Genomic DNA, 24,182 nt, shown 5'->3' with positions numbered 1-24,182 from the left:
TGAGATATCACAGCAATGCCTACAGTTGGAGCCTAATGCTGAGGCGCATTCCAGAAATGTTTGCCCGCACACTGAAAACAAAAGAAAAATTGAACTTACCCACGGTCGGCGCGTGTGTCGACGGGATAATTTTCACCACCCGCGCCATCTTGTCCGCAAACGCACTCCGCAGCCCTTGCGCCAGGCGACATCCAGAGGGTACAGTTTCACCGCCCCGACTTTGATAAGGGGATTGAGACCATTCAGTATAATCGTCATAGGTGCTGCCAATCGTTTCACCGCCCCGACTTTGATAAGGGGATTGAGACCAATCGTCAGCGATGTCCATATTGACATCTCGGTTTCACCGCCCCGACTTTGATAAGGGGGATGCCAGGTTTTAGAAATCGGCATTTGTGGAAACAGCGCTAACTTATTGATTAATTGGTCGGGGCGAGAGGATTTGAACCTCCGACCACTTGCACCCCATGCAAGTGCGCTACCAGGCTGCGCTACGCCCCGATTGGGTACTGCTGAAACTTCTTGTGAGGGTCCGCCGTGCGGAAGGCGCAAATCATACACCAGTGCGCCATGGATAGGAACGGTCAGCGCTTGAGGATCGCCAGAATTTCTTCCAGTTCTTCGCGTAAGGCATGCAGAAGCTGCGAGTCGACCGGCCCCTGTGGCGGTGTCGCTTCCTGTTCCAGACGCTGGCGCGCACCGCCGATGGTAAAACCCTGCTCATAGAGCAGGCTGCGGATCTGCCGAATCATGATGACATCGTGACGCTGGTAATAACGTCGGTTGCCACGACGCTTGACCGGCTTGAGCTGTGGGAACTCCTGCTCCCAATAACGCAGCACATGCGGCTTTACATCGCACAACTCGCTGACCTCACCGATGGTGAAGTAGCGCTTGCCCGGGATGGGCGGCAGCTCGTTATTGTTGCTGGGTTCCAGCATAAGCCTCAACCCTCGCCTTCAGTTTTTGTCCCGGCCGGAACGTTACCACGCGCCGGGCGGTGATGGGTATTTCCTCGCCTGTTTTGGGGTTACGTCCCGGGCGCTGCTTTTTGTCGCGCAGGTCGAAGTTGCCGAATCCCGACAGCTTCACCTGATCACCGTTTTGGAGCGCGCCACGGATCTCCTCAAAAAAGATCTCCACCAGCTCCTTGGCCTCGCGCTTGTTCAGCCCGAGTTCCTCGTACAGGCGTTCGGCTATATCCGCTTTGGTCAACGCCATTTCCCGCTAACCTCAATCTCTCAGGGTTGCACCCAGTTCGGTCTTGAGCGCCGCCAGAATGGCCTCCAGCGCCGCGTCTACCTCAGAGTCTGTAAGGGTGCGCGAATCGGCCTGCAAGGTCAAGCCCAATGCGAGACTTTTTCGACCCGGATCAATACCTTTGCCTGTATACAGGTCAAACAACTTTAACTCCCGCAGCGTGTCCGGTGCCGCCCTGCGAACGACAGACAGAACAGCGTCAACTTGTAGAGAACTATCGACAACAAGCGCAATGTCACGGCGAACTGCCGGGAATCTCGAGAGCTCTCGAAAACGTGGCAAATATCCCCGCAACAGCGGTTCCAGGGCCAATTCGAATACCAGAACGGGAGCAGCCAACCCCAATTTGTCGGCCACAACCGGATGGAGGGCGCCAAGCCACCCGAGCAGCGCACCGTCATACTCGATACGCGCCGATTGGCCGGGATGCAGGGCCGGATGAGTTGCCGCCACGAAACGTACCGCACTATTGAGTCCGGCCAAGGCCAGCAGGGCCTCCACATCGCCCTTGAGGTCAAAGAAGTCCACCACGCGCGCCGGCTCACCCCACTGCTCCGGCACAACATCGCCGTAGGCCAGACCCGCAATCATGCGCTCCTGACGCAGACCATCGGCCCCCGGCAGGAAACGCAGCCCCGATTCGAACAGACGCACCCGTCCCTGCTGGCGATTGATGTTGTAGGCCAGAGCCTGTACCAGACCGGCCCACAGGGTTGTGCGCATCACCGCCATTTCGGCGGAGATCGGATTGGCCAGGGCCAGCGGTTCCAGGCCCGGATCGAGCAACTTTTGCATCTCGGGCGCTACGAAACTGTAGGTTACCGCCTCCTGGTAACCGCGCGTCACCAGCAGGCGGCGCAATTGCGCCAGATCCACCTGTCCCTCGGGTACCGCGCCCATCTGCAGGGCGGCGACGGGACGGATGCTGGGAAGCTTGTCATAGCCGTGGATGCGCGCCAGTTCCTCGATCAGATCCTCCTCGATAGTGAGATCGAAACGCCACGCTGGCGCGGTAACCCGCCAGCCCTCTGCGACCTGCACCACATCGAGGCCCAGGCGGGTCAGGACATCGGTGACCTCCGCCGGTTCCAGCTCGAAGCCCAGCACGCGTTTGATGCGCGCCTGGCGCAGGACTATGGGCTCGCGCCGCGGCAGGTGGGCCTCGTGCACCACTTCCACCACCGGCCCGGGCACACCGCCGGTGATCTCGATGAACAGTGCCGTGGCCCGCTCCAGCGCATCGCGTTGCAGTACCGGCGACACACCGCGTTCGAAGCGGTGCGATGAGTCGGTGTGCAGACCGTAACGGCGGGCGCGGCCGGCTATCGCCTCGGGCGCGAAGAAGGCACTTTCCAGGAAGATGTCCACCGTCCCCTCACCCACCGCCGTGGCCTCGCCGCCCATTACGCCGGCCAGGGCCTGCGGTCCACGGCCGTCGGCGATCACCAGGGTCTCGCCATCCAGTTCCACCGTGCTGCCGTTGAGCAGGGTCAGCTTTTCGCCGGCACGGGCACGGCGCACCTCGATCCCACCTTGCAGCTTGGCGAGATCGAAGGCATGCATCGGCTGCCCCAGTTCCAGCAGCAGGTAGTTGGTGATATCCACCGCAGGCCCCAGGCTGCGTACACCGCTGCGACGCAGGCGCTCCGCCATCCAGACCGGGGTAGCGGCCTGCGGGTTGATGCCGCGGATCACGCGACCGGCATAGCGCGGACAATCGGCCGCCGCGCTGACGTTTACCGGAAAGGCATCGGCGGATGAGGCGGCCACCGCGGCGATACGCGGTGCGGTCACGGCACAACGGTTGATGACGCCCACCTCGCGCGCAATGCCGGCGATGGACAGGCAATCGCCGCGGTTCGGCGTCAGCCCCAGTTCGAAGATGACATCGTCCAGTTGCAGGTAAGTGCGCAGTTCCTGCCCCACCGGCGCATCCGTCGGCAGTTCCAGCAAGCCGTCGGAGGTTTCCGCCAGTCCCAGCTCCTTGGCCGAGCACAGCATGCCGAAAGACTCCACGCCGCGCAGCTTGGAACGCTTGATCCTGAAATCGCCGGGCAGTACCGCGCCGATGGTGGCCGTCGGCACACGCAGCCCCACGCGCACATTGGCGGCACCACAAACAATGTTGAGCGGCTCACCGCTGCCAGTATTCACCTGGCACACGCGCAGCTTGTCGGCATCCGGGTGCTTCTCTACCCGCAGCACCTCACCGACTACCACGCCAGTAAAGGTCTCGGCCACCGGCGCCACGGCATCCACTTCGAGGCCTGCCATGGTCAGCTGGGCCGACAGGGTGTCGATGTCCACCGCGGGATTCACCCATTCCCGCAACCACTGTGCACTGAATTTCATCGGAACTGCTCCAGGAAGCGCAGGTCGTTCTCGAAGAACAGACGCAGATCATTGACGCCATAACGCAGCATGGCGAGACGTTCCACACCCATGCCGAAGGCAAAGCCGGTGTAGCGTTCGCTGTCGATACCCACCGCCTTGAACACGTTGGGGTGCACCATGCCGCAGCCGCCCACTTCCAGCCAGCCGGTGTGCTTGCAGGAACGGCAGCCGCTGCCGCCGCACATCACGCACTGCACATCCACCTCGGCCGACGGCTCGGTAAACGGGAAATAAGATGGGCGGAAACGCACCTTGAAATCGCCCTCGAAGAAGTTGCGCAGGAAATCATCGAGGATGCCCTTGAGATCGGCGAAGGTCACCTGCTCGTCCACCAGCAATCCCTCCACCTGGTGGAACATGGGCGAATGGGTCTGATCATAGTCGCAGCGATAAACACGCCCCGGCGCAATGACGCGCAAAGGCGGCTGCTGTTTTTCCATGGCGCGGATCTGCACCGGCGAGGTGTGCGTGCGCAGCAGCGTGCGCGCATCAAAATAGAAGGTGTCGTGCATGGCGCGGGCCGGATGCGAAGCAGGAATGTTGAGTGCTTCGAAGTTGTGGAAGTCGTCTTCCACCTCCGGACCTTCCGCCACGGTGAAACCAAGCTGGGTGAACAGCGCTTCGATGCGTGACAGGACGCGCGTCACCGGATGCAGGCCGCCGCTACGCTGGCCGCGGCCGGGCAAGGTTACGTCCACCGCCTCGGCGGCGAGCCGCGCATTCAGTGCCGCATTCTGCAAATGCTCCTTGCGCGCTTCGATGGCCTGCTGCACCTGCTCCTTGGCGGCGTTGATCAGCGCACCGACCTTGGGCCGCTCGTCCGGCGCCAGCTGGCCGAGCTGCTTCATGCGCTCGGTGAGCAGACCTTTCTTACCCAGATAGTGCACGCGCACTTGATCGAGAGCCGCCAGATCGGCGGCAGCCGCCACGGCCTCGCAGGCCTGTGTCACCTGTTGCTGGAGTTCATCCTGCACGATCATTACCCCGTCTGCGGCCTGCGACCGCGTGTCGGTTGGAATTCGTTATGTTCTAAAACGAAAAGGGGAAGGCCACTGGCCTTCCCCTTCTCATGAAGCGGTTTACCTGATAACCGGCATAGCACCGGCCATGTAAGGTACAACGCTTATGCCGCCAGGCTGGCCTTGGCCTTCTCCGCCAACACGGCAAAGCCGTTCTTGTCGAAAATGGCGATATCGGACAGCACCTTGCGGTCGATCTCGATGCCGGCCTTCTTCAGACCGTTGATCATGCGGCTGTAGGACAGGCCACACTCGCGGGCCGCTGCATTGATACGGGCGATCCACAGGGTACGGAACTGGCGCTTCTTCTGGCGACGGTCGCGATAGGCATACTGGCCGGCCTTGGTGACGGCCTGCTTGGCGACACGGAACACATTGCGGCGCATGCCATAGTAGCCCTTGGCCTTGGCCAGGACCTTCTTGTGACGCGCACGCGCGATTACACCACGTTTTACTCGAGCCATTTGTCCTTACCTCACTTACGCGTAGGGCATCAGACGGGACACCATACGGGTGTCGACCGCTGCAACCATTGCATCGTCACGCAGCTGACGCTTGCGCTTGGTGGTCTTCTTGGTAAGGATGTGGCGCTTGAACGCCTGGCCACGCTTGAAACCGCCGGCGGTGGCCTTGAAACGCTTGGCCGCCCCGCGCTTAGTCTTCATCTTGGGCATTACACTAACTCCGCATTTATCGGTTAATAGTTCAAGTGCACATTTTCACACTGGCAGCCGCGCAAGACTGACAGTAGCGCACCCCGTAAGTCATAACGACTTACTTTTTCTTTTTCGGGACGATGACCATGACCATCTGACGACCTTCCAGACGCGGGAACTGTTCAACCGTTCCCACCTCGGCAAGGTCCGCCTCGATGCGCTTGAGCAACTTCAGCCCAAGCTCCTGGTGGGCCATCTCACGACCGCGGAACCGCAGTGTGATCTTGGCCCTGTCCCCGTCTTCCAGGAAACGTACCAGGTTGCGCAGTTTTACCTGGTAGTCCCCCTCATCCGTCCCTGGCCGGAACTTGATCTCCTTGATCTGGATCTGTTTCTGCTTCTTGCGGGCGGCATGCTTCTTCTTGTTTTCTTCAAAAAGAAACTTGCCGTAGTCCATGATGCGGCAGACCGGCGGTTTGGCCTCGGCGGCCACTTCCACCAAATCCAAATCCGCCTCTTCCGCAATCCGCAACGCCTCAGCGATGGAAACGACGCCTATCTGCTCGCCTTCGGTACCGATGAGGCGCACCTCGGGAACAGTGATCTCTTCGTTCAAACGGGCGCCTCCCTCAGCGGGACGCGCCGGACCTGTTCTGGTGTTGATGCTCTATTCCTCCAAAAAAGCGCGGCCGCGGCTCGCGGTTTCAGCGGTCAGGCGCTCGACAAACGCTTCCAGCGTCATGCTGCCGAGGTCTTCACCGCCGCGCGTGCGCACGGCCACTGCCTGTTGTTCCACCTCGCGGTCGCCGATGACCAGCAGATACGGCACCCGCTGCAGGGTATGTTCGCGGATTTTAAAGCCTATTTTCTCATTTCTCAAGTCGGACTTGACCCGGAAACCCCGCGCCGCCAGGGTCCGCTCCACCTGCTGGACGTACTCGGCCTGGCGATCGGTGATGTTCAGCACCGCCACCTGCTGGGGGGCCAGCCACAGGGGGAAGGCACCGGCATAGTGCTCGATGAGAATACCGATGAAGCGCTCCAGGGAGCCCAGGATGGCCCGGTGCAGCATCACCGGCACCTGCTTGCTGCCGTCCTCGGCGATGTAATGGGCACCGAGGCGCTCGGGCAGGTTGAAGTCCACCTGCAGGGTGCCGCACTGCCAGACGCGGCCCAGGCAGTCCTTGAGGGAGAACTCGATCTTGGGACCGTAGAAGGCCCCCTCCCCCGGCTGCAGGTCCCAGGCCAGGCCGCGGGCGTTAAGGGCCTGCTCCAGGGCGTGCTCGGCCTTGTCCCATACCAAGTCGGAACCGATGCGCTTCTCCGGGCGGGTGGAGAGCTTGACCTGGATGTCGGTAAAGCCGAAGTCGGCATAGACGTCCATCACCAGGGCGATGAAGGTGGCGGCCTCCTCCTGCACCTGCTCCTCGGCACAGAAGATGTGGGCATCGTCCTGGGTAAAGCCGCGTACGCGCATCAGGCCGTGCAGGGTGCCGGACGGCTCGTTGCGGTGGCAGGAGCCGAATTCGGCCAGGCGCAGCGGCAGGTCGCGGTAGCTCTTCAGGCCCTGATTGAAGATCTGGATATGACCCGGGCAGTTCATCGGCTTGACCGCGTAGTCACGGTTTTCCGAGGCGGTGGTGAACATGTTCTGGCGGTAGTTCTGCCAGTGACCGGAGCGCTCCCACAGCACCCGGTCCATCACCATCGGGGTCTTGACCTCCTGATAGCCGTTGTCGCGGAACACCCGGCGCATGTACTGCTCCACCGCCTGCCACAGGGTCCAGCCAGCGGGGTGCCAGAACACCATGCCCGGGGCCTCTTCCTGGGTGTGGAACAGGTCGAGCTGGCGGCCGATCTTGCGGTGGTCGCGCTTCTCCGCCTCTTCCAGGCGGTGCAGGTATTCCTTGAGCGCCTTTTTGTCGCCCCAGGCGGTGCCGTAGATGCGGGTCAGCATCTCGTTGTTGGAGTCACCGCGCCAGTAGGCACCGGCCACCTTCATCAGCTTGAAGGCCTGCAACTTGCCGGTGGACGGCACATGGGGTCCGCGGCAGAGATCGATGAAATCGCCCTGGCGGTACAGGGACAGCACCTCGCCGTGGGGGATGTCCTCGATGATCTTCGCCTTGTATTCCTCGCCCATGTCGCGGAAAAAGGCGATGGCCTCCTCGCGTGGCATCACCGAACGCTCGACCTTGTAGTCCTCGGCGGCGATCTTCTCCATCTCCGCCTCGATCTTCTCCAGGTCTTCGGTGGTGAAGGGGCGCTCATAGGCAAAGTCATAGTAGAAGCCGTTCTCGATCACCGGACCGATGGTCACCTGGGCGGTAGGGAACAGGCGTTTCACCGCCTGCGCCAGCAGGTGGGCGGTGGAGTGGCGGATGATGTCGACGCCCTCCTCGTCGCGAGCGGTAATGATGGCGAGTTGCGCGTCATGGTCCAGTACATGGGAGGTATCGACCAGCCGGCCGTCCACCTTGCCGGCCAGGGCGGCCTTGGCCAGACCGGGGCCGATGGCCGCGGCGACATCCTGTACGGAAACAGGGCGATCGAAGGAACGGTGGCTGCCGTCGGGCAGGGTAATCGTGGGCATGGCTGTCTCCAGTGGCGGCCTATACGAGGGGCCGCGTGCTACTCCGCTTGAACAGGGGCATCGCGGGGATGCCGGAATGGGCGACACCGTCCGGTGTGCCGGAAGGGCGTCATTCTAACGGATTGACTTGGGGATACAAGCGGCAAACCTCACAGAGGTGAGTCAGGCGTCATGGCGTAATAGCCATGCAGGTCCCCGCTACGGTATGGGCTCCTGACCTGACACAGGGAAAACACAGCCTTGGAGTTGCTCACCGCACTTACCGCAGCCGTACTGCCGTCCAGATCGACGGCGGCCAGGTCCAGCCGGCTGCGTGCGGTGCGGATCGCCACATCGCCCTGCACCGAAACCACCGTCATCTTGACGTCCGAGCCGATAATATCCACTGCCAATTCGCCACCGCCGATCCGGCTGTGCTCGATGTTGACCCGCGACTCGAACACATACAGTTCACCAACATCCGCATCGCGGATGGTGACATCACCGCAGCCATGCAGTTCGATACGCCGGTAGCGCCCCACGAAATGCACGTTGCGCTGTTTTTCGCAACGGCCGATGCGGTCGGCATCCCCGACCACCTCGCGGGCCACTGCCGGCGGCGGCAACTCATCTGCCAGTGCGGCAAGCAGGCGCCGGTTGAATACCACGGGCTGATCGCGCATCGGCACATGCCCGGACTTCTCGATGATATCCAACCAAGCCCGTGGCAGGCGCCGCAACAGCACCTCGGCCGTACGCAACGGTGCCACCTGATCATCATGCCCCCAAAGCATCAGAACCGGCGCCGAAACACGCGGCAACAACGGGGTAAAATCCGCATCCAGCAAGGCCATGGCAGCAATACGCCGCTCCGCCCCCTCCCCCGCGCCGGCACTGACAGTCAACATGTCCTCGCTGTCGAAGGGAACACGCTCCATGCCCTCAAGAAACTTGCCGGCAAAGCTCTGCAGCAGTTCCGACGACCAGTGCGGCTCGTCACTGAGGCCGTACAGCCAGTTGCCCACCAGAAACTTGTTATAGGCCAGCCGATGCAGTATTCCGGCCACATCCACCACCACCAGCCGGCTCACCCTGTCAGGGTACAGCGCGGCATAATTGAGCGTGACCGCCGCCCCCATGGAATGCCCCACCAGCAACACTGCCCCATGGGCACGCTGACTGACAAGATAAGACAGCACCGCCGCATAGTTATCCGGAGTGTAATGCTTGGTGCCGCCATCGGACCGACCGAAGCCGGGCAAATCGAGCGCCAGCACATGATAGTTGGCAGCCAGCAATGGGATCTGCCCCTGCCAGTCATCGGCACTGCCGCCGATGCCGTGCACCATGACAATGGTGCGCTCCCCCTCCCGGTTGGCTTCGTGGAAGCAGACCCGTCCCTGGAAAACAGGTTCATCCATACATTCACGCCGCAACTGTGCAGCCGTTGTGCTGCCGGCAAACGACAGTACCAGCAAGCAAATAATCCAAGCAAAAATATCCTGCCCCGCAGGCTTGCGCATTACCATTGTTCCCATAGGAGTGCCGTTGTCACTCACTACCGAAGTACACGACCGGGGTATACTGCTCTCATTGCTCAATATGGGCGGGCTCCCGCCATACGCGCCACAGCCCCTGCAGATACAAACCGCGCGCCAGCAGTTTCCCTGTCACCATCGACACAATAGGCGCGATATCGGCTACCGGCCGAAAATGACTGGGCCGTGCCGCGGCATGGTATACCGTATCGATAGGCACGGCGACGCAAGCAAAGCCTGTACGCACCGCATCGATCAGTATTTCACTTTCAAATACAAATCCGTGACTGCGGTGCAAACGCGGCGTATAGCTGCGCAGCAAATCCGCCGGATAGTAGCGGAAACCTGATTGACTGTCCGCGATAGACTGCCCTGCCGCCCAGGATATCCAGAAGTCTGCAACGCTGTTGGCTATGCGCCGTGCCCACGGCGCGTTGTGGCGTGCACGCAACCTTGCGGCGATCACCACGGTGCGCGGCAGACGCCGGGCAACGGACAGCAGGCGCGGGATGTCCTCCGGTGCATGTTGCCCGTCACCATCCAGAGTAATCACCGCATCAGTCCCCATTGACAGTGCATGTTGCATCCCGCGCCAAAGGCTGAACGCCTTGCCGCTGTTGTGCTCGTTGCGCAACACAGCGACCGCCAGGCCACCGAGTTGCCCAACCGTGTCGTCTGTCGAGCCGTCATCGACAACGATTACCGGTCCGTAAGCCAGGGCGCGTTGTACCACAGTGCGGATCGTCGCCCCTTCGTTGTAGGCGGGGATAACGACTATTGCCGCATGGGCTGTCATGCCATGGCCCCATTGATGCCGATGATCTGACCGGAAATGTAGGCGGCATGTTCCGAGGCCAGAAACGCCACCAGCGCGGCAACCTCTTCCGGCTGCCCCGCCCGTTTCATTGGCACCAGATTTTTAATGGCGTCCTTATCGAACACCTGATCCGTCATTCTGCCGGCGATGATACCCGGAGCGACAACATTGACCGTGACGCCACGCGAGGCCAGTTCCAAGGCCAGCGACTTGCTGGCACCATGCAGGCCAGCCTTGGCGGCGGCGTAATTTGCCTGCCCCCGATTACCCATCACTCCGGCGATGGAGGACAAGCTGATGATGCGCCCCCAACGCGTCGCCATCATGGGCAGCAATAGAGGCTGTGTCACATTGTAAAAGCCATGCAGCGAGACATCGATCACATGCCGCCATTGCCGTTCCGACATACCGGCCAGCGGGGCATCATCATGTACACCGGCATTGTTGACCACAATCTGGATCGGTGACCGTTCCGCCTCGGCCGCCAGGATGGCCCTGCATTGTTCAGTATCCGCAACATCAAATACCACCGCCCTGGCCCTGCCACCCGCCGCGACAATCTCGGCACACACCGCCTCGGCGCGCGCCAGGTTGCGGTTGGCATGCACCAGCACCTCGACACCTTCCACAGCGAGGCGACGGCAAATGGCCGCTCCTATATCGCCGCTGCCGCCGGTCACCAGCGCACGTTTCATTGCTTTCTCCAACTCATGTCTGCCACCGTTACCCGCGCTTCCACCAGCAACCGGCCTGCACCGCTGACTTCAACGCGGTACATCAGGTTGCCGCCATCCGCCATCAGCCGGGTAGCTGCCACGTGCAGTACCCCGGGCACCAGGTCCAGCCTGGTTACATGCAGGCGCACATCGCGCAGTGCCGCCAGATAACCGGCCGGCAGGGATGCACCGGCACGCCGGGCCAGCAGGCCGCCATGCGCCGCCATGGCCTGGGCGCCATATTCCACGCCATGTATGGCAGCCAGCCCCGCGGCAGTACGCAATGGGTTGTCTTGGCGGCAGTGGCTGGCCGTCGTGCATATGATGCTGCCGTCATCCCAGCACACTATCCGGTCGAGTAGGCACATACTGCCGGCATGAGGAATCAGGGCACAGAGTTCGTCGCGTTCCAGTGTCATGCACCGATCCCGATCTGCAACGCCAAGTGTTCCTGGTACGGCAGGGTCAGTCTGGCGGTCGCGCCGCGCGCCAGCACCTGCAACAATGGCAAAGCCGCTGCCGCAGGATTGTGCGTGCGCAGCGCAGCCAGTTTCGTCGGCAGGGAGGGAGAAGCCCCAGTGCCGGAGAGCACCGCAAGATCCAACGGCGTCATGCCATCGCCCTCTTCCGCCGTGAGCACCAGTGCGACAGCAAACTCCGTCTCCACATAACCACGCCCGGCCAGGACCGGTGGCAGGGGATAATCGTAGGCCAATAACACTACCGGCACGCACTCCAGCACTGCCATCGTAGCCGCTTCCAGCAAACCCGCCGTGAAGGAGTACACGCCTGCAGCCAGGCTGGTCGATGGTTTGCACGACCCGGCAGCAATAGCCCAGTAACCGGCCGCGGCATTGTGTACCGAATTGTGGAAGTGCGTGGGAGAGACAGGGCGATCCGGTAGAGTCAGTGTCGTGCAGATACGGTCGACAATCTCACCGTCACCTTCCGACGAGGCGAATACCGAGGCCAACTCATGCATCGCATAACGGCTGTGCGCCAGGGCATCCTCCGCTGTCTGCAACGCCAGTTTGATCAGCGCCGTGGTACGGCGCCTCTCGTTGGGCGGCAGCAGGGTGGGACGGAAGACCGGCACGTTCGCCGCATCCAACGCCGCCTCACCCCGCAGCACAGACTGCGCTGCAGCCCAGCCCACCATGCCGGGGGCCGTCAGTCCGACGCTTTCGACATACACCCGCATCATACGCACCGCCCCAGTATCAGTGCACAGTTGCTGCCACCAAAACCGAAGGAGTTGGTCATTACCACACGCACCGGCTGCCGCACCGTGGTGCGTACTATGGGCGCAGATAGCTGCGGATCGATCTGCTCGGTATTGAGGCTGGCCGGGATAAAGCCCTCTTCAATAGCCAGTGCACAAAAAATCGCTTCGGTGATCCCGGCTGCACCCAGGGTATGGCCGGTCCAACCTTTGGTGGAACTGCACGCAGAGCCTCCGGCGAACAGTCTTGTCACTGCGCAGTCTTCAGCGCGGTCATTGGACGGTGTCGCGGTACCATGCAGATTGATATAATCGATGCGTGCCGGCTCCAAGCCGGCACACCGCAACGCCGCCTGCATCGCCTGCAGCGCCCCCTCGCCTTCGGGATGTGGTGTGGACATGTGGTAGGCATCGCTGCTCTCACCATACCCCAGCAGACGCACCCCTTCCCCTTCGCGCTCCAGCAGAGCAAAACCGGCCGCTTCGCCAATATTGATTCCATCGCGCGCCACATCCCAGGGGCGACAGGGCTGGCGTGACACCAGTTCCAGGGAGTTGAAACCATACAGCGTGGTGAGGCAGAGGCTGTCCACTCCCCCTACCACCGCAGCGTCACACCAACCGGCACGAATGTAACGGCTGGCGGTGGCGAAAACCTTGGCGCTGGATGAGCAGGCAGTGGATATCACCAGCGCCGGTCCCTCCAGTCCCAGATAGCGACGGGTAAAATCAGCAACGGAAAAGGTGTTGTGGGTATGGCGGTAATCGAAGTTCGTTGGTAACTGTCCGCTGTCCGCCCCCCGTTGCCGGTAGGCCTGTTCTGTCGCCTCGATGCCGGAGGTACTGGTGCCGAGAAATACGCCGATGCGCGCCGCACCATGGCGCGCACGTGCGGCCGCCACGGCCGCGGCGAAACCGTCACATTCGAGCCCCAGTAACGCAAGACGGTTGTTGCGGCAGTCAAACGCCGTCAACTCATCTGGCAGTGCCACCCCTTCGATACCATCGACACGACCGATCCAGGTCTCCAGGTCGGCACCGGGATAATCACATGGGCGCAAACCGCCGCGACCGGCCAACAGGGCGTCCAGTGCCGCACGGCGGCCATGCCCAAGGGCACTGATCGTGCTGTAGGCGGTAATAACAAGCGATTCGAAGGCCATGAAAAACCTATGTTGTGCGTACGAGGCGGGCAAATCCGTAACTGAGCACCACCCCAAGGGCAACGGTACTGCCGATAGCATGCAGCACCGGGATCTGCGAGAGCGCGAGAATACCAAACACACCGGCGGTGGAGATAGCGCATACAGTAACGGCATGGCCGCTACGTGCCCGCTCCTCTGCCGTGGCCCGGCGCGCAAAAAACAATCCATAATCAATGCCCAGCCCCAGTACCAGCAACAGCGCCACCAGATGGAACAGCGACAGCTGCGCGCCTGACATATGCAATATGGCCACGGTCAGGACCAGGGCGCCGAGCACCGGAAGCGTCACCCGTGCCAGCTGTACCAAGCTGCGCAAGCCGATGCCGAGCAGTATCAGGATCAGCGACAAACCCGCCAGAAGATAAATACCCGCTCCGCGCATGAAATCCGCCACCATCTGGTCCGCCGCCTGGCGCAGATTGAGATAACGCACCGGAACAAGCGAAGGCTCGGTCCACGCCACCAGTGCACGCTCGTCGTGGACCGCATATAAAGGCACCAAGCCCAACCAGCGTTCACCATGGGGCCGCAGCAAGGCTGCAAGCCGGTTACCAAGCACGGTGTCGTCGATATCCTCCAGCAACAATGGTGTCAGCCTTCGGCTAGCTGCAACATCCTGCAGAAACGGCTCGAACAGACCGCTGCGAAATGGCAATCCCTGCAGTGCCGCTTCCAGTATGTTTGCCAAAGCGTCTGCATCGGGCAGGCCATCGCGACGTCGAATCTGGGTTTCCGCCGCCGGCAAATAGTCCGACGGCAGGCGGTAACCGGCGATCACGCCATCGCTGCGCAGTGCCTTCAGCGGGGCCTCCAGTGCCTCACTGCGCTGCAACACCTCTTCGGCATTGCCCCCATCCACCAGCAGCAGGCGACTCACATCCGGCGCCCCCGCTGCGCGGCGCAAACGTTCATCCAGCTCACGCCAGGCCGGAGGCACCGGGCTCAGGGCCGACAACTCAGTCTCCACCACCGGCCATGGTGTCAGCAGCAGATAGCCTAAAGCCGGCAAAGCAAGCAGCGGCAGCCACCACAGGCTGTACCCGGCACCGCGGACGGCAAGGAAGTTGGCACGCACCGCAGGTGCTGCCGGCAACAACGGCGGCAAGACCCAGCGCACGGTGGCTACTGCCGCCAGCAGACCACCCACCATGAACAGTGCCAGTTGGGCCAGCCCGTTGAAGGGGCTGGCTGCCATGGCCAGATAGCCCACGGCAGTGCTTGCCACCCCCAGACGCAGGGTGGGCCAGATGCGGCGCAGATTGTGGTATGGGGGTACACCGGCCTGCACATGGGAAAACAGGTGCAACGGATAGTCGATGGCGACACCGAGCAGGGTAATGCCAAAGGCCAGGGTGATGCCATGCAAGGAACCAAATGCCAGAGCGGTGACAGTTACCGCTGCGACTATGGCGGCCAGCAGTGGCAGGACACTAAGCAATAACAGGCGCGGGCTGCGATAGGCGATGAGCAGAATCAGCAGCAGCACGACAGTGGCCAGCGCACTAAGCCACTGCACCTCGTTGCGAATGATGTCGCGTGTGGCTGCCGCGATAATACCTGGGCCGCTGAACTCGACGGTGATGTCCGGCGCGACGGCTGCGATGATCGCGGCACGCGCTTCCGCCTGGCCATCAAGGTCAAAACCGGCAGCACGGGTTTCCAGCAGCAGCAGGGCCTGCTGCCCCGTGGGGTCGAACCAAACACCATGCCGCAAGTGCGGCGCACCGCCTTCCTCCCACCGGCTCAGCAGACGACGAAACGCTGCCTGTGGATCGGCAGGAAGATGTGCCTTGTCCAACAGCGGGAAGGGTGCGGAAAGCTCAAGCAAGCGGGTTTCCAGTTCCCTCTGCAAACCGGCAGTGGTGAAGGCATCGTCCGGCAGCGGCGCGAGGAGATAACGGTAGGCAAACCATCTATCCTGCTCCTCCGGTGGCGGTACGGCAGGACCGTTGACCACGCGCAGGAAGTGGGTATCACCGCGCAAGCGCGCTGCCAACGCACGGCTGGCAGCGGCCAAATGCGCCGTATCCGTTGCGCCACTCAGAGCAACAATAATGAGGCGGGCAGCCGGCCCTTCGCGCAATGCATCGAGCACCACGGTCTGTTCCAGTCCTTCCTCGCGCGGCAGGAAGGCCGCCATGTCATTCACCACACTGACGCGAGTGAGGCTGAACCAGGCGCCACCGAGCAGCAGCGCCAGCCACGCCCACAGTGCAAGACGCGGCCTCATTGACCGTCCTTGAGTTCCATGATGGCAATGTCGCCGCCGGACTCGCGAGTCTCGACGCGCAGCAGGTGCGCGTGCGTGCCACTCAACTCGATGTCCTCGATGAGCACGGCAACGTCGGCATCGCGTGGCCGCAGCGACAGCCGCCAATGCGCCTTATCGCCCGCCAGTGCAACATGAAAATGGCGCTGCAAGCGCGGCAGATCGCCAGCCAAAGTCGCGCGCAGGGACTCGGCAAAGGCACGCAGCGCCGGATGCACGTCCAGCGCGATCTCGCGACTACCGTCCGACGTTTCGATGCGCACGACATCGCCGACGATGACATAGTTTTCGCCATTGCCCTCTACGCTGCGCCGCAGCAAGTCCGGCGGACGGAACTCCAGCACCCCCGCACTGCCGAGCGGTACATCCAGATAAGCCATGCGGCGTGTCTCACTGTAGGCGATGCGCTTCGGCACAGTACGAGCCAGTTCCGCCAGCAACTGTGCTGCATCCCATTGCGCAGCGGCGGCCAGCGGAGGCAGCACAAACAACAGCGCCAGCCAACTAATCCTGATACCAGAAATCATAGAAATTGAACCAATTATAGGGTGCGCTGCGTACATAATGTTCCACACGCTGCGCATAGGCCTGGGTCCATGCGCCGAGGGCCGCTCCGCGTTCGCGCCGGTTTTGCGGCAGCGGCGCATCGAAACGTTCGAAGTGCAGATCATAGCGATTACCGCCGCGATACAGGCCGAACACCAGGATCACCGGCACATGCAGCACCGCCGCCAGCTGTGCCGTACCGATGGGAAAACGCGCCTCTCCGCCAAGGAAACGGCAGGACACTGTCTTGCCGCCCTCACCCACCCGATCGCCCAGCATGCCCACCATGCCGCCCTGCGCCACCGTCTCCTGTACTTGCAACAGCGTATCGATGCCGCCCAGCGGTATCACTGTATCCAACAAGGCCGGATTGAGGGCATGCAGCAATGCGGTGATGAAGCCGTTGTGATCGGGCAACATCAATATTTTTATGGGCAGGTGGCGCTGTTCGACACCGAGGGTGCGCAGCGCATCGAAGCTGCCTACATGAGCGCTGAGCAGCAGGCAACCATTACCGCTGCCGGCTTGTGCCTGAATTATCTCACCGCCGTGCACACGTATGTCGAAGCGGTGAAACTGGCCGCTGAGAAAAAATACCCGATCAAGGATGGTGGCGGAAAAGCAGTGTATGTGGCGCAGCCTCTCGCTCAAGGTTGGTGCACGGCCGAATATGCGCGTCAGGTAGGCGTAAGAAGCCACTCGCGCGGTCTGGCCGTTGAGGAAGAAATACAGCGTAATCGGATACAACAGCAGGCGCGCCGGACCACGACCGAGGCGCAGCGCAATCCACAAGATCAGGCGCAGGGCCCAAGGCGAACCGCGCTCACGCTGTGCCTGCCAGTTGTCCGTGCTCATGGCAGTTCCGTCTGCAACCGGCCGCTGGCGATGATACGGCCCTCGCGTATGCATTCGAAGCGCAGGCGATCGGAACGGTCACTGCGCAGATGAATGGTAAATGGCTGCGCCGGCAACAGCGGCTCGATGAATTTCACCTGTGGCAGCACCGGCACCGCGACACCGGCGCGAGCAGCGACACGCAACACTTGCTCCAACAGCACTACGCCCGGCACCACCGGCTGCCCGGGGAAATGTCCCGGCAACGAGGGGTGGCTGGCAGCGATGACACAGTCCTCACTGTACTCCATCGTCCCCCCTCATGCGTTGCAACATGGCCAGCAGCTCGTCACGCGGCAGTTTGCCGGTGTCGTTGCGCGGCAGGCGCGGCACGCGATATATCGGCCGCGGCAGGAAAACCTCATCCACGCGCGGTCGCAGCGCTTCGAGCACCGTTTGCTCGCTCAACTGCGGCGCAACGACAAAGGCGCACAGGCGGCCGCCGCGCTCGCTGTCCGCATTGAGCAACAGCAGCGCGGCATCGTCCACACCAGGTATGCCCAGCAGGCGCTGCGTGAGATCGCCCAGTGAGGCGCGCTTACCGCCGATGTTCACCATATCGCTGTCGCGGCCCAGCAGCACAAAACCCTCCGCGCACATTTCGATAACGTCGTTGAGCGGTGTGGGCTCGCGCAGAAAATCGGCACTGGCGGTGCAACGGTCAGCCACGCAGTGCAGTTGCACACCGTCGTAGGGTTGCCATGGCGCCCCTGCAACGGTACGCCGGCTGGCGATGGCTCCGGTTTCTGTGCAGCCGTATATCTCGCGCACTTCACAACCGAAGGACTGCTCCGCTGCGGCCGCCAGCGCGGCGGACAACGGCGCGGTGGCGCTGATAATCAGGGCGCTGGCAGGCCAGTGCAGTTCTGCCGCCACGCAGGCGCGCAGGTGCACCGGCGTGGTCACCAGCACGCGCGGCTGTGCCACATCTCTCAGTGTCTGGCGCACATCCGCCGGGAAGAACGGCCGTCCGCCATGCACGGCCAGCCCGCTCAACAGTGGAAACAGGATAGTGGATTCGAGGCCGTACATGTGCTGCGGCGGCACGGTTGCAACGATCGTCCCACCCGCATACTGCGCCAGGCCAAAGTGGTCAATGGAGCGCATCGCCCCCCGCACCAGATCGCCCCAGTACTTGCGATGCGGACGCGGCGTGCCGGTGCTGCCTGAGGTAAAGATTACCACCGCCAACTGCGCCGCCGGAATCAACACCGGCGGCACTGACTGCGGCGACGGCAGGCTCGGTCCCAGCACATGCTGCGGCAACGCGAGTTCATCCTGGCGGCGTTCCACCAGGCAGTAGCTGCCGGGAAAGGCGGCCGCCACCTCTTCCACCACACGCGGTGCGCGGTTGGGCGGCAGCAGATTCACCTGGCCGCGCAGCAGCGAGGCTGCAAAGGCCAACATGAACAGATAGCGATCCTCACACAAATTCACCGCATGCCCCGCCGCCGGCAGCGTAGCCGCCAGGGCCGCCGCCTGCGCCAGGAACTCCGCGCACCGCACCGGCCGCCCCTGGTGCCAGGCGATGATGTCCTGCGGTGCATGCCGGGTCAGCGGCAGCAAGGTCTCCTGTTTCACCGACGCCAGCTCCCGGGATCGAGGCGCACCAACGCGGCCATGAAGGCGGTGAAGCTGCGCCGCGGCAACTGCGGCAGACAGCGGCGGCGCCACAGGAATTCGACGGCGAAGAAGGCGAGGATCAACAAATAGCCCAACAGATTGGTGTACAGCGACCAGGCCTCGCGCGTACCGCAACAAGCCAACACGATACTGATCAGGCCGAGCACAGTCAGGAACAGCGCCCAGACCAGGGTAACACGCCGCGTATAGCGCAACGCTGCCTCATCGAGTGCGCCATCGAGCAGCGTGGCAATGCGGGTCACCAGCGGCTGCCGCCCCGGCAGCAGGCTCACGGCAAACAGCGCCGCCAGGCCGAAATAGATCAATAGCGGAGGCCACAGCAGCAGGATGTATTTATTATCGGCCAGCAACAGCGCCACTGACAGCACCAGCGTCATGGCAAGCAGTGCGGGCAGAATGCGGAAGCCATCGGTCCGGTTGCCTGCCTGCAGCCCGGCGATGGCGGCGAGCACGACCACGGCAGGAATGTAAGCGGCGGTAAGCACGCCGTAGTGAACAGTAACGGGATAGGTAATCAACAACAGCACGGACGCGCGCCGCGCATGAATCATTTTACGCGGTGAGCGGCGATGTGCGCGGCGAGGGCGCGCAGGGAGGAAAAGATGCGTGCATTGTTTTCATCGTCGGAACGCAACTGGAAACCATACTGGCGGGTGATTGCCAATGCCAACTCGAGTGCATCGATGGAGTCGAGTCCCAATCCGTCACGGAATAACGGCGCCTCTGCCTGAATATCAGCAACCGCGATATCCTCCAGGTTCAGGGTATCGATAATCAGTTGCCCCACCTCAAGTTCCAACGGGGTCAATTCGGACATGTGTGCGCTTTTTCCTGTAGCATTCCTAGGGAACTGTGCAAAAGGCCCGCTGGCAAGCGCTGCTGCCAGTTTGAAAGGCTGGTCGGGCAATTATATATACTCCCGGCCCGAACTCAATTGCCCGCCACTCCCCCGGACGCCGGCGAGAACATCAAGGATGTCCATGCCTGGCTCCCCTCCTGGATTGCCATGCCATTGCCGTGGTACAGCAGCGACAGCGCCGAGAGGCGATCGAACGACACGCCAAAATGCTACGACGCTGAAGAATCAAACACCGATTGCTCCGTCCTGACCCAAGGACGAGCCGATGCCATGGCGTATGCAACATCATCTGACACGGGAAACACCGGCCATATCCGTACGCATGAAAATTTGATAGCGGCTGTCAGCTGATACGAGCCTCGCTGGCGCGATCCCGTACCAGGCGTGCCCAGTGCCGCCCGGTCAGATACCAATGCACATAAAGAGCCTCCAACAGCAAGCGACCAGCCATGGGCCATGACCACTGCCAATGCGGCTCTGCCGCACACAAACGGTACGGCATTCCCAGCCCGTCGGCCATCACCGCGATACGAGCCAGGTGATAGCGATTGGAAACAATAGTTACCGGCATTTCCGCGCCAAGAAACTCACGGGCATGACGCAGGTTTTCCAGTGTATGACGCGAGCGCTCTTCCAGACGTAGCGCCGTACTGGGGACACAGTGAGCCTCCAGAAATCCGGCCCCTCTGGCCGCCTCGCTCACGCTGCCAGCCGACGTCACTCCACCCAGCAGCAGCAGAGTCTCCGCCCCCGCCGCATACAAGGCCAGGGCACGCTCCAGGCGCAGGCAAAAGTCCCGGCCCACTTCACCGTCCGTCAATCGCACTCCTGGCACCAGTACCGTTGCACCACCATCCGACCGACAGGATGCAACCCGGCCAACGCGTACCACATGATGCAAAACCCACAATAAGGACAGGCCGCCACTGCTCAGGATCAGCAGCGATGAGATGAATAGCCTCTTGAAACCGTCGGCCCCGACGGCGGCAGCGGACAGGCGCATGGCATACCCCGCTCGCCGCTCCCGACCATCCACGGCCTGCGCGGCATTGTTCCAGCCCGAGAAACGCAAAGCCCCGCGATAGCGGGGCCCTGGAATATAAATGGTAGGCGTGATTGGACTCGAACCAACGACCCCCACCATGTCAAGGTGGTGCTCTAACCAGCTGAGCTACACGCCTGTCGTCAGAAGCGCGCCATTATACCTGTTCACCGGACACAGTCAAACATGTTGTAACACGTTGTTTTTCAAGCATTACCCGGCTTCAGTCCGCAACCGGCTCCCCCAAGCCCATATTGTGTTCCTGCATCAGGCGTATCTGGTCGCGCAACCGCGCCGCCTCTTCGAACTCCAGGTTGCGTGCATGCTGGTACATTTGCTCTTCCAACTTTCTGATGCGCTTCACCAGTTCGGCTGCCGGCATGGCGGCATACTCAATAACCTCTTCGGCCACCTTGGCGTAGCGAGCCGGCGTGCCAGGAACGCCGGGATAGTTGGACTCCAAGATATCCCGTACCGCCTTCTGTACGCTGCGCGGGGTGATACCGTTTGCTGTGTTAAAATCCAGTTGCTTCTGGCGACGGCGCGCAGTCTCATCCATGGCGCGTTGCATGGAGCCGGTGATGCGGTCGGCATACAGGATGGCCTTGCCGTTGAGATGGCGTGCGGCACGGCCGATGGTCTGGATCAACGAGGTTTCCGAACGCAGGAATCCCTCCTTGTCGGCATCGAGGATCGCCACCAGCGACACCTCGGGCATATCCAACCCCTCGCGCAACAGATTGATGCCCACCAGCACGTCGAATGTCCCCAGGCGCAGGTCACGGATGATCTCCATGCGCTCGACAGTGTCGATATCGGAGTGCATATAGCGCACGTGCACATCGTGCTCGGCGAGGTAATCGGTCAGATCCTCGGCCATTTTCTTGGTCAGGGTGGTGACCAGCACGCGCTCCTTGAGCGCCACGCGCTTGCGGATCTCCGACAGCAGGTCGTCCACCTGGGAGGTGGCCGGACGCACCTCCACCTCCGGGTCCACCAGGCCGGTGGGACGCACCACCTGTTCCACCACCTCGCCAGAATGCTCCAGCTCATACTTGGCGGGTGTCGCCGACACGAAGATGGTCTGTGGCGACAGGCGTTCCCATTCCTCGAACTTGAGCGGCCGGTTGTCCAGGGCCGAGGGCAGGCGGAAGCCGTAATTGACCAGGTTTTCCTTGCGCGAGCGGTCGCCGCGGTACATGGCTCCAATCTGCGGTATGGTGACGTGGGACTCGTCGATGACCAGCAGTGCGTCCTGCGGCAGGTAGTCGAACAATGTCGGCGGCGGCTCACCGGCCTGACGGCCGGACAGGTGGCGCGAATAGTTCTCGATGCCCGAGCAGTAGCCCAGCTCCAGCATCATCTCGATGTCGAAGCGGGTACGCTGTTCCAGCCGCTGTTCCTCCACCAGTTTGTTGGCGGCACGCAATTCTTCCAACCGCTCCTTCAGTTCAAGCTTGATCGACTCCACCGCCGCCAGCACCTTTTCGCGCGGGGTGACATAGTGAGTCTTGGGATAGATGGTGACGCGCGGCACCTTGCGCAGCACCTCGCCGGTAAGCGGGTCGAAAAAGCTGAGCGACTCCACCTCCTCGTCGAACAGTTCCACCCGCACGGCCTCACTGTCGGAATCGGCCGGGAAGATGTCGATCACCTCGCCGCGCACCCGGTAGGTGCCGCGGCGCAGTTCGAGGTCGTTGCGGGTGTATTGCAGCTCGGCCAAACGGCGCAGAATGGCGCGCTGGTCGATGATGTCGCCGCGCACCAGGTGCAGCAACATGTGCATGTAGGAATCCGGATCGCCCAGGCCGTAGATGGCCGAGACGGTGGCGACGATAATGGTATCCGGCCGCTCCAGGATGGCCTTGGTAGCCGACAGGCGCATCTGTTCTATGTGGTCATTGATGGAGGCGTCCTTCTCGATGAAGGTGTCGGTCGACGGGACGTAGGCCTCCGGCTGGTAATAGTCGTAATAGGAGACGAAATACTCCACCGCATTGTGCGGGAAAAACTCCTTCATCTCGCCATAGAGCTGGGCCGCCAGGGTCTTGTTGTGGGCCATGATCAGGGTAGGCCGCTGCACCTGCTGGATGACATTGGCGATGGTATAGGTCTTGCCGGAACCGGTGACCCCGAGCAGGGTCATGCCGGCCTCCCCCGCCTGCAGCCCGTCGACCAGGCGCCGGATGGCCTCCGGCTGATCACCGGCCGGGGCATAGGGGGCCTGCAACTGGAACTTTCTCTTCATGATTCAGCGCTTGGGGGATTCAGCAAAGCTTGCGGTTCGGCTATATTAGGGCGGTTTTATTTCCAACTTTTGTGTCGAGGAAAACGGTGGATATCCAATTGTCCAAGCGCGTTCAAAGCATCAAGCCTTCCCCCACCCTGGCGGTCACCGCGCGCGCCCAGGAACTGAAGGCGCAGGGCAAGGACATCATCGGCCTCGGCGCCGGCGAACCGGACTTCGACACCCCGGACCACATCAAGCAGGCCGCCATCGAGGCCATCCAGAAAGGCTTTACCAAGTATACCGCCGTGGACGGCACGCCGGGGCTGAAAAAGGCCATCATCGCCAAGTTCGCCCGCGACAACGGGCTGGATTACACCGCAAAACAGATCCTGGTCTCCTGCGGCGGCAAGCAGAGCTTCTATAACCTGGCCCAGGCCCTGCTGGATGCCGGCGACGAGGTGATCATCCCGGCCCCCTACTGGGTATCCTACCCCGACATGGTGCTGCTGGCCGAGGGCGTACCGGTCATCATCGAGGCCGGCCTGGAGCAGGGCTTCAAGATCACCCCTGCCCAACTGGAGGCGGCGATCACCCCGCGCACCCGCCTGGTGGTCCTGAACAGCCCCTCCAACCCTACCGGGGTTGCCTACAGCAAAGATGAACTGGCCGCCCTGGGCGTAGTGCTACGCCGTCATCCCCAGGTGATGATCGCTTCGGATGATATGTACGAACACATTCTGTGGACCGATGAGCCGTTTGTGAACATTCTCAATGCCTGCCCGGATCTGTACGACCGCACCATCGTTCTCAACGGCGTGTCCAAGGCCTACTCCATGACCGGCTGGCGCATCGGCTACGCCGCCGGCCCGGACAGGCTCATCGAGGCAATGAAGAACATCCAGTCGCAGAGCACGTCCAATCCCACCTCCATATCCCAGGTGGCGGCCGAAGTGGCGCTCAACGGCGACCAGAGCTGTATCAAGACCATGCTCAAGGCGTTCAAGGAACGGCATGATTTCGTGGTTGCCGGCCTGAACCGAATCAAGGGCATCAACTGCCTGCCCTCACAGGGTGCCTTCTATTCCTTCATGGATATGCGCAGCATCGTCGCCGAGCACAGCGATATCCATAACGACATCGAACTGGCGGACTACATACTCAATCACACCGGCGTAGCCCTGGTACCCGGCTCGGCCTTCGGCAGCGAGGGCTACATGCGCTTGTCATTCGCGACCTCGCTCGACAACCTACGCAATGCCCTGCAGCGCCTCAGCAATCTCTTCGGTGAGAAATAGGAAA

25 protein-coding genes and 2 tRNA genes are annotated in these 24,182 nt (G+C 61.9%); 1 reads left to right on the top strand and 26 read right to left on the bottom strand.

The genetic code is table 11. The features are described 5' to 3' along the window. Positions 1-19: 19 nt before the first annotated feature. From EP379_RS06955 to uvrB, 26 genes are all read right to left on the bottom strand, one after another. On the bottom strand, positions 20-328 hold the full coding sequence (locus EP379_RS06955) for a hypothetical protein (protein ID WP_127477115.1): 309 nt from the start codon (positions 326-328) through the stop codon (positions 20-22). A 96-nt stretch (positions 329-424) separates the two neighbouring features. After that, positions 425-501, bottom strand: a tRNA-Pro gene (locus EP379_RS06950). Positions 502-584: 83 nt separating this feature from the next. Then, on the bottom strand, positions 585-941 hold the full coding sequence (locus EP379_RS06945) for a MerR family transcriptional regulator (protein ID WP_127477114.1): 357 nt from the start codon (positions 939-941) through the stop codon (positions 585-587). Then, positions 919-1,221 (bottom strand): integration host factor subunit alpha, encoded by a 303-nt coding sequence (ihfA, locus tag EP379_RS06940; RefSeq protein WP_127477113.1) that lies wholly within the window; start codon positions 1,219-1,221, stop codon positions 919-921. The genes EP379_RS06945 and ihfA overlap by 23 nt, the downstream gene beginning before the upstream one ends. Before the next feature lie 12 nt (positions 1,222-1,233). Further along, positions 1,234-3,612, bottom strand: a complete 2,379-nt coding sequence (gene pheT, locus EP379_RS06935) for a phenylalanine--tRNA ligase subunit beta (RefSeq protein WP_127477112.1) — start codon at positions 3,610-3,612, stop codon at positions 1,234-1,236. Continuing rightward, a complete protein-coding gene (gene pheS / locus EP379_RS06930; RefSeq protein WP_127477111.1) occupies positions 3,609-4,634 on the bottom strand; it encodes a phenylalanine--tRNA ligase subunit alpha in 1,026 nt (341 codons plus the stop codon). Before pheS ends, pheT begins: the two co-directional genes overlap by 4 nt. A 143-nt stretch (positions 4,635-4,777) precedes the next feature. Then, positions 4,778-5,137 (bottom strand): 50S ribosomal protein L20, encoded by a 360-nt coding sequence (gene rplT / locus EP379_RS06925; protein ID WP_127477110.1) that lies wholly within the window; start codon positions 5,135-5,137, stop codon positions 4,778-4,780. 15 nt (positions 5,138-5,152) lie between these two features. Next, positions 5,153-5,347: a 50S ribosomal protein L35 gene (rpmI, locus tag EP379_RS06920; RefSeq protein WP_127477109.1), complete on the bottom strand. Its 195-nt coding sequence runs from the start codon at positions 5,345-5,347 to the stop codon at positions 5,153-5,155. A gap of 100 nt (positions 5,348-5,447) precedes the next feature. After that, a complete protein-coding gene (gene infC / locus EP379_RS06915; protein ID WP_127477108.1) occupies positions 5,448-5,993 on the bottom strand; it encodes a translation initiation factor IF-3 in 546 nt (181 codons plus the stop codon). Positions 5,994-5,996: 3 nt separating this feature from the next. Then, positions 5,997-7,922, bottom strand: coding sequence for a threonine--tRNA ligase (gene thrS, locus EP379_RS06910; protein ID WP_127477107.1), 1,926 nt, complete (start codon positions 7,920-7,922; stop codon positions 5,997-5,999). 149 nt (positions 7,923-8,071) lie between these two features. Continuing rightward, positions 8,072-9,424 carry an alpha/beta fold hydrolase gene (locus tag EP379_RS06905; RefSeq protein WP_172600406.1) on the bottom strand — a complete coding sequence of 451 codons (1,353 nt, stop codon included), beginning with the start codon at positions 9,422-9,424 and terminating at the stop codon, positions 8,072-8,074. 67 nt (positions 9,425-9,491) lie between these two features. Further along, complete coding sequence (locus tag EP379_RS06900) at positions 9,492-10,235, bottom strand: glycosyltransferase family 2 protein (protein WP_127477105.1); 744 nt, start codon at positions 10,233-10,235, stop codon at positions 9,492-9,494. Further along, entirely contained in the window at positions 10,232-10,963 is a 732-nt protein-coding gene (fabG, locus tag EP379_RS06895; protein ID WP_172600405.1) for a 3-oxoacyl-ACP reductase FabG, read from the bottom strand. The genes EP379_RS06900 and fabG overlap by 4 nt, the downstream gene beginning before the upstream one ends. Beyond that, positions 10,948-11,391, bottom strand: a complete 444-nt coding sequence (locus tag EP379_RS06890; protein ID WP_127477103.1) for a hotdog family protein — start codon at positions 11,389-11,391, stop codon at positions 10,948-10,950. Before EP379_RS06890 ends, fabG begins: the two co-directional genes overlap by 16 nt. Beyond that, positions 11,388-12,176: a beta-ketoacyl synthase chain length factor gene (locus EP379_RS06885; RefSeq protein ID WP_127477102.1), complete on the bottom strand. Its 789-nt coding sequence runs from the start codon at positions 12,174-12,176 to the stop codon at positions 11,388-11,390. Before EP379_RS06885 ends, EP379_RS06890 begins: the two co-directional genes overlap by 4 nt. Next, on the bottom strand, positions 12,173-13,357 hold the full coding sequence (locus tag EP379_RS06880) for a beta-ketoacyl-[acyl-carrier-protein] synthase family protein (protein ID WP_127477101.1): 1,185 nt from the start codon (positions 13,355-13,357) through the stop codon (positions 12,173-12,175). The genes EP379_RS06885 and EP379_RS06880 overlap by 4 nt, the downstream gene beginning before the upstream one ends. A gap of 7 nt (positions 13,358-13,364) precedes the next feature. Continuing rightward, entirely contained in the window at positions 13,365-15,629 is a 2,265-nt protein-coding gene (locus EP379_RS06875) for an MMPL family transporter (RefSeq protein ID WP_127477100.1), read from the bottom strand. Further along, entirely contained in the window at positions 15,626-16,195 is a 570-nt protein-coding gene (locus EP379_RS06870) for a LolA-related protein (protein WP_127477099.1), read from the bottom strand. Before EP379_RS06870 ends, EP379_RS06875 begins: the two co-directional genes overlap by 4 nt. Further along, positions 16,173-17,069: an LpxL/LpxP family acyltransferase gene (locus tag EP379_RS06865; protein WP_127477098.1), complete on the bottom strand. Its 897-nt coding sequence runs from the start codon at positions 17,067-17,069 to the stop codon at positions 16,173-16,175. Before EP379_RS06865 ends, EP379_RS06870 begins: the two co-directional genes overlap by 23 nt. Further along, the gene (locus EP379_RS06860; protein WP_127477097.1) at positions 17,066-17,359 is read right to left on the bottom strand and encodes an ApeI family dehydratase; all 294 of its coding nucleotides are present in this window, start codon (positions 17,357-17,359) and stop codon (positions 17,066-17,068) included. Before EP379_RS06860 ends, EP379_RS06865 begins: the two co-directional genes overlap by 4 nt. After that, complete coding sequence (locus EP379_RS06855; RefSeq protein ID WP_172600404.1) at positions 17,346-18,689, bottom strand: AMP-binding protein; 1,344 nt, start codon at positions 18,687-18,689, stop codon at positions 17,346-17,348. Before EP379_RS06855 ends, EP379_RS06860 begins: the two co-directional genes overlap by 14 nt. Continuing rightward, a complete protein-coding gene (locus tag EP379_RS06850) occupies positions 18,686-19,279 on the bottom strand; it encodes a COG4648 family protein (protein WP_172600403.1) in 594 nt (197 codons plus the stop codon). The genes EP379_RS06855 and EP379_RS06850 overlap by 4 nt, the downstream gene beginning before the upstream one ends. Positions 19,280-19,299: 20 nt before the next feature. Then, complete coding sequence (locus EP379_RS06845) at positions 19,300-19,569, bottom strand: phosphopantetheine-binding protein (protein ID WP_127477094.1); 270 nt, start codon at positions 19,567-19,569, stop codon at positions 19,300-19,302. A gap of 385 nt (positions 19,570-19,954) precedes the next feature. Next, the gene (locus tag EP379_RS16360) at positions 19,955-20,431 is read right to left on the bottom strand and encodes a YdcF family protein (protein ID WP_172600402.1); all 477 of its coding nucleotides are present in this window, start codon (positions 20,429-20,431) and stop codon (positions 19,955-19,957) included. A 284-nt stretch (positions 20,432-20,715) separates the two neighbouring features. Further along, positions 20,716-20,792 (bottom strand) — tRNA-Val (locus tag EP379_RS06835). A gap of 84 nt (positions 20,793-20,876) precedes the next feature. Continuing rightward, positions 20,877-22,901 (bottom strand): excinuclease ABC subunit UvrB, encoded by a 2,025-nt coding sequence (uvrB, locus tag EP379_RS06830; protein WP_127477093.1) that lies wholly within the window; start codon positions 22,899-22,901, stop codon positions 20,877-20,879. A gap of 92 nt (positions 22,902-22,993) precedes the next feature. Between uvrB and EP379_RS06825 the strand changes: the two genes are divergently transcribed. Then, positions 22,994-24,178 (top strand): pyridoxal phosphate-dependent aminotransferase, encoded by a 1,185-nt coding sequence (locus tag EP379_RS06825; RefSeq protein ID WP_172600530.1) that lies wholly within the window; start codon positions 22,994-22,996, stop codon positions 24,176-24,178. The last annotated feature ends 4 nt before the right edge of the window (positions 24,179-24,182 follow it).

Origin of the sequence: Sulfurivermis fontis, from assembly GCF_004001245.1 — a bacterium.
GTDB classification, from domain to species: Bacteria; Pseudomonadota; Gammaproteobacteria; order Thiohalomonadales; family Thiohalomonadaceae; genus Sulfurivermis; species Sulfurivermis fontis.
The sequence above is the reverse complement of the archived record's forward strand: the minus strand, read 5'-3'. Positions and strand labels throughout refer to the sequence as shown.

What these genes read in the sequence shown, in the direction of transcription:
- EP379_RS06955 (WP_127477115.1), bottom strand. Translation starts at nt 328, where the DNA reads ATGGACATCGCTGACGATTGGTCTCAATCCCCTTATCAAAGTCGGGGC.
- EP379_RS06945 (WP_127477114.1), bottom strand. Translation starts at nt 941, where the DNA reads ATGCTGGAACCCAGCAACAATAACGAGCTGCCGCCCATCCCGGGCAAG.
- ihfA (WP_127477113.1), bottom strand. Translation starts at nt 1,221, where the DNA reads ATGGCGTTGACCAAAGCGGATATAGCCGAACGCCTGTACGAGGAACTC.
- pheT (WP_127477112.1), bottom strand. Translation starts at nt 3,612, where the DNA reads ATGAAATTCAGTGCACAGTGGTTGCGGGAATGGGTGAATCCCGCGGTG.
- pheS (WP_127477111.1), bottom strand. Translation starts at nt 4,634, where the DNA reads ATGATCGTGCAGGATGAACTCCAGCAACAGGTGACACAGGCCTGCGAG.
- rplT (WP_127477110.1), bottom strand. Translation starts at nt 5,137, where the DNA reads ATGGCTCGAGTAAAACGTGGTGTAATCGCGCGTGCGCGTCACAAGAAG.
- rpmI (WP_127477109.1), bottom strand. Translation starts at nt 5,347, where the DNA reads ATGCCCAAGATGAAGACTAAGCGCGGGGCGGCCAAGCGTTTCAAGGCC.
- thrS (WP_127477107.1), bottom strand. Translation starts at nt 7,922, where the DNA reads ATGCCCACGATTACCCTGCCCGACGGCAGCCACCGTTCCTTCGATCGC.
- EP379_RS06905 (WP_172600406.1), bottom strand. Translation starts at nt 9,424, where the DNA reads ATGCGCAAGCCTGCGGGGCAGGATATTTTTGCTTGGATTATTTGCTTG.
- EP379_RS06900 (WP_127477105.1), bottom strand. Translation starts at nt 10,235, where the DNA reads ATGACAGCCCATGCGGCAATAGTCGTTATCCCCGCCTACAACGAAGGG.
- EP379_RS06890 (WP_127477103.1), bottom strand. Translation starts at nt 11,391, where the DNA reads ATGACACTGGAACGCGACGAACTCTGTGCCCTGATTCCTCATGCCGGC.
- EP379_RS06885 (WP_127477102.1), bottom strand. Translation starts at nt 12,176, where the DNA reads ATGATGCGGGTGTATGTCGAAAGCGTCGGACTGACGGCCCCCGGCATG.
- EP379_RS06880 (WP_127477101.1), bottom strand. Translation starts at nt 13,357, where the DNA reads ATGGCCTTCGAATCGCTTGTTATTACCGCCTACAGCACGATCAGTGCC.
- EP379_RS06875 (WP_127477100.1), bottom strand. Translation starts at nt 15,629, where the DNA reads ATGAGGCCGCGTCTTGCACTGTGGGCGTGGCTGGCGCTGCTGCTCGGT.
- EP379_RS06870 (WP_127477099.1), bottom strand. Translation starts at nt 16,195, where the DNA reads ATGATTTCTGGTATCAGGATTAGTTGGCTGGCGCTGTTGTTTGTGCTG.
- EP379_RS06865 (WP_127477098.1), bottom strand. Translation starts at nt 17,069, where the DNA reads ATGAGCACGGACAACTGGCAGGCACAGCGTGAGCGCGGTTCGCCTTGG.
- EP379_RS06860 (WP_127477097.1), bottom strand. Translation starts at nt 17,359, where the DNA reads ATGGAGTACAGTGAGGACTGTGTCATCGCTGCCAGCCACCCCTCGTTG.
- EP379_RS06845 (WP_127477094.1), bottom strand. Translation starts at nt 19,569, where the DNA reads ATGTCCGAATTGACCCCGTTGGAACTTGAGGTGGGGCAACTGATTATC.
- uvrB (WP_127477093.1), bottom strand. Translation starts at nt 22,901, where the DNA reads ATGAAGAGAAAGTTCCAGTTGCAGGCCCCCTATGCCCCGGCCGGTGAT.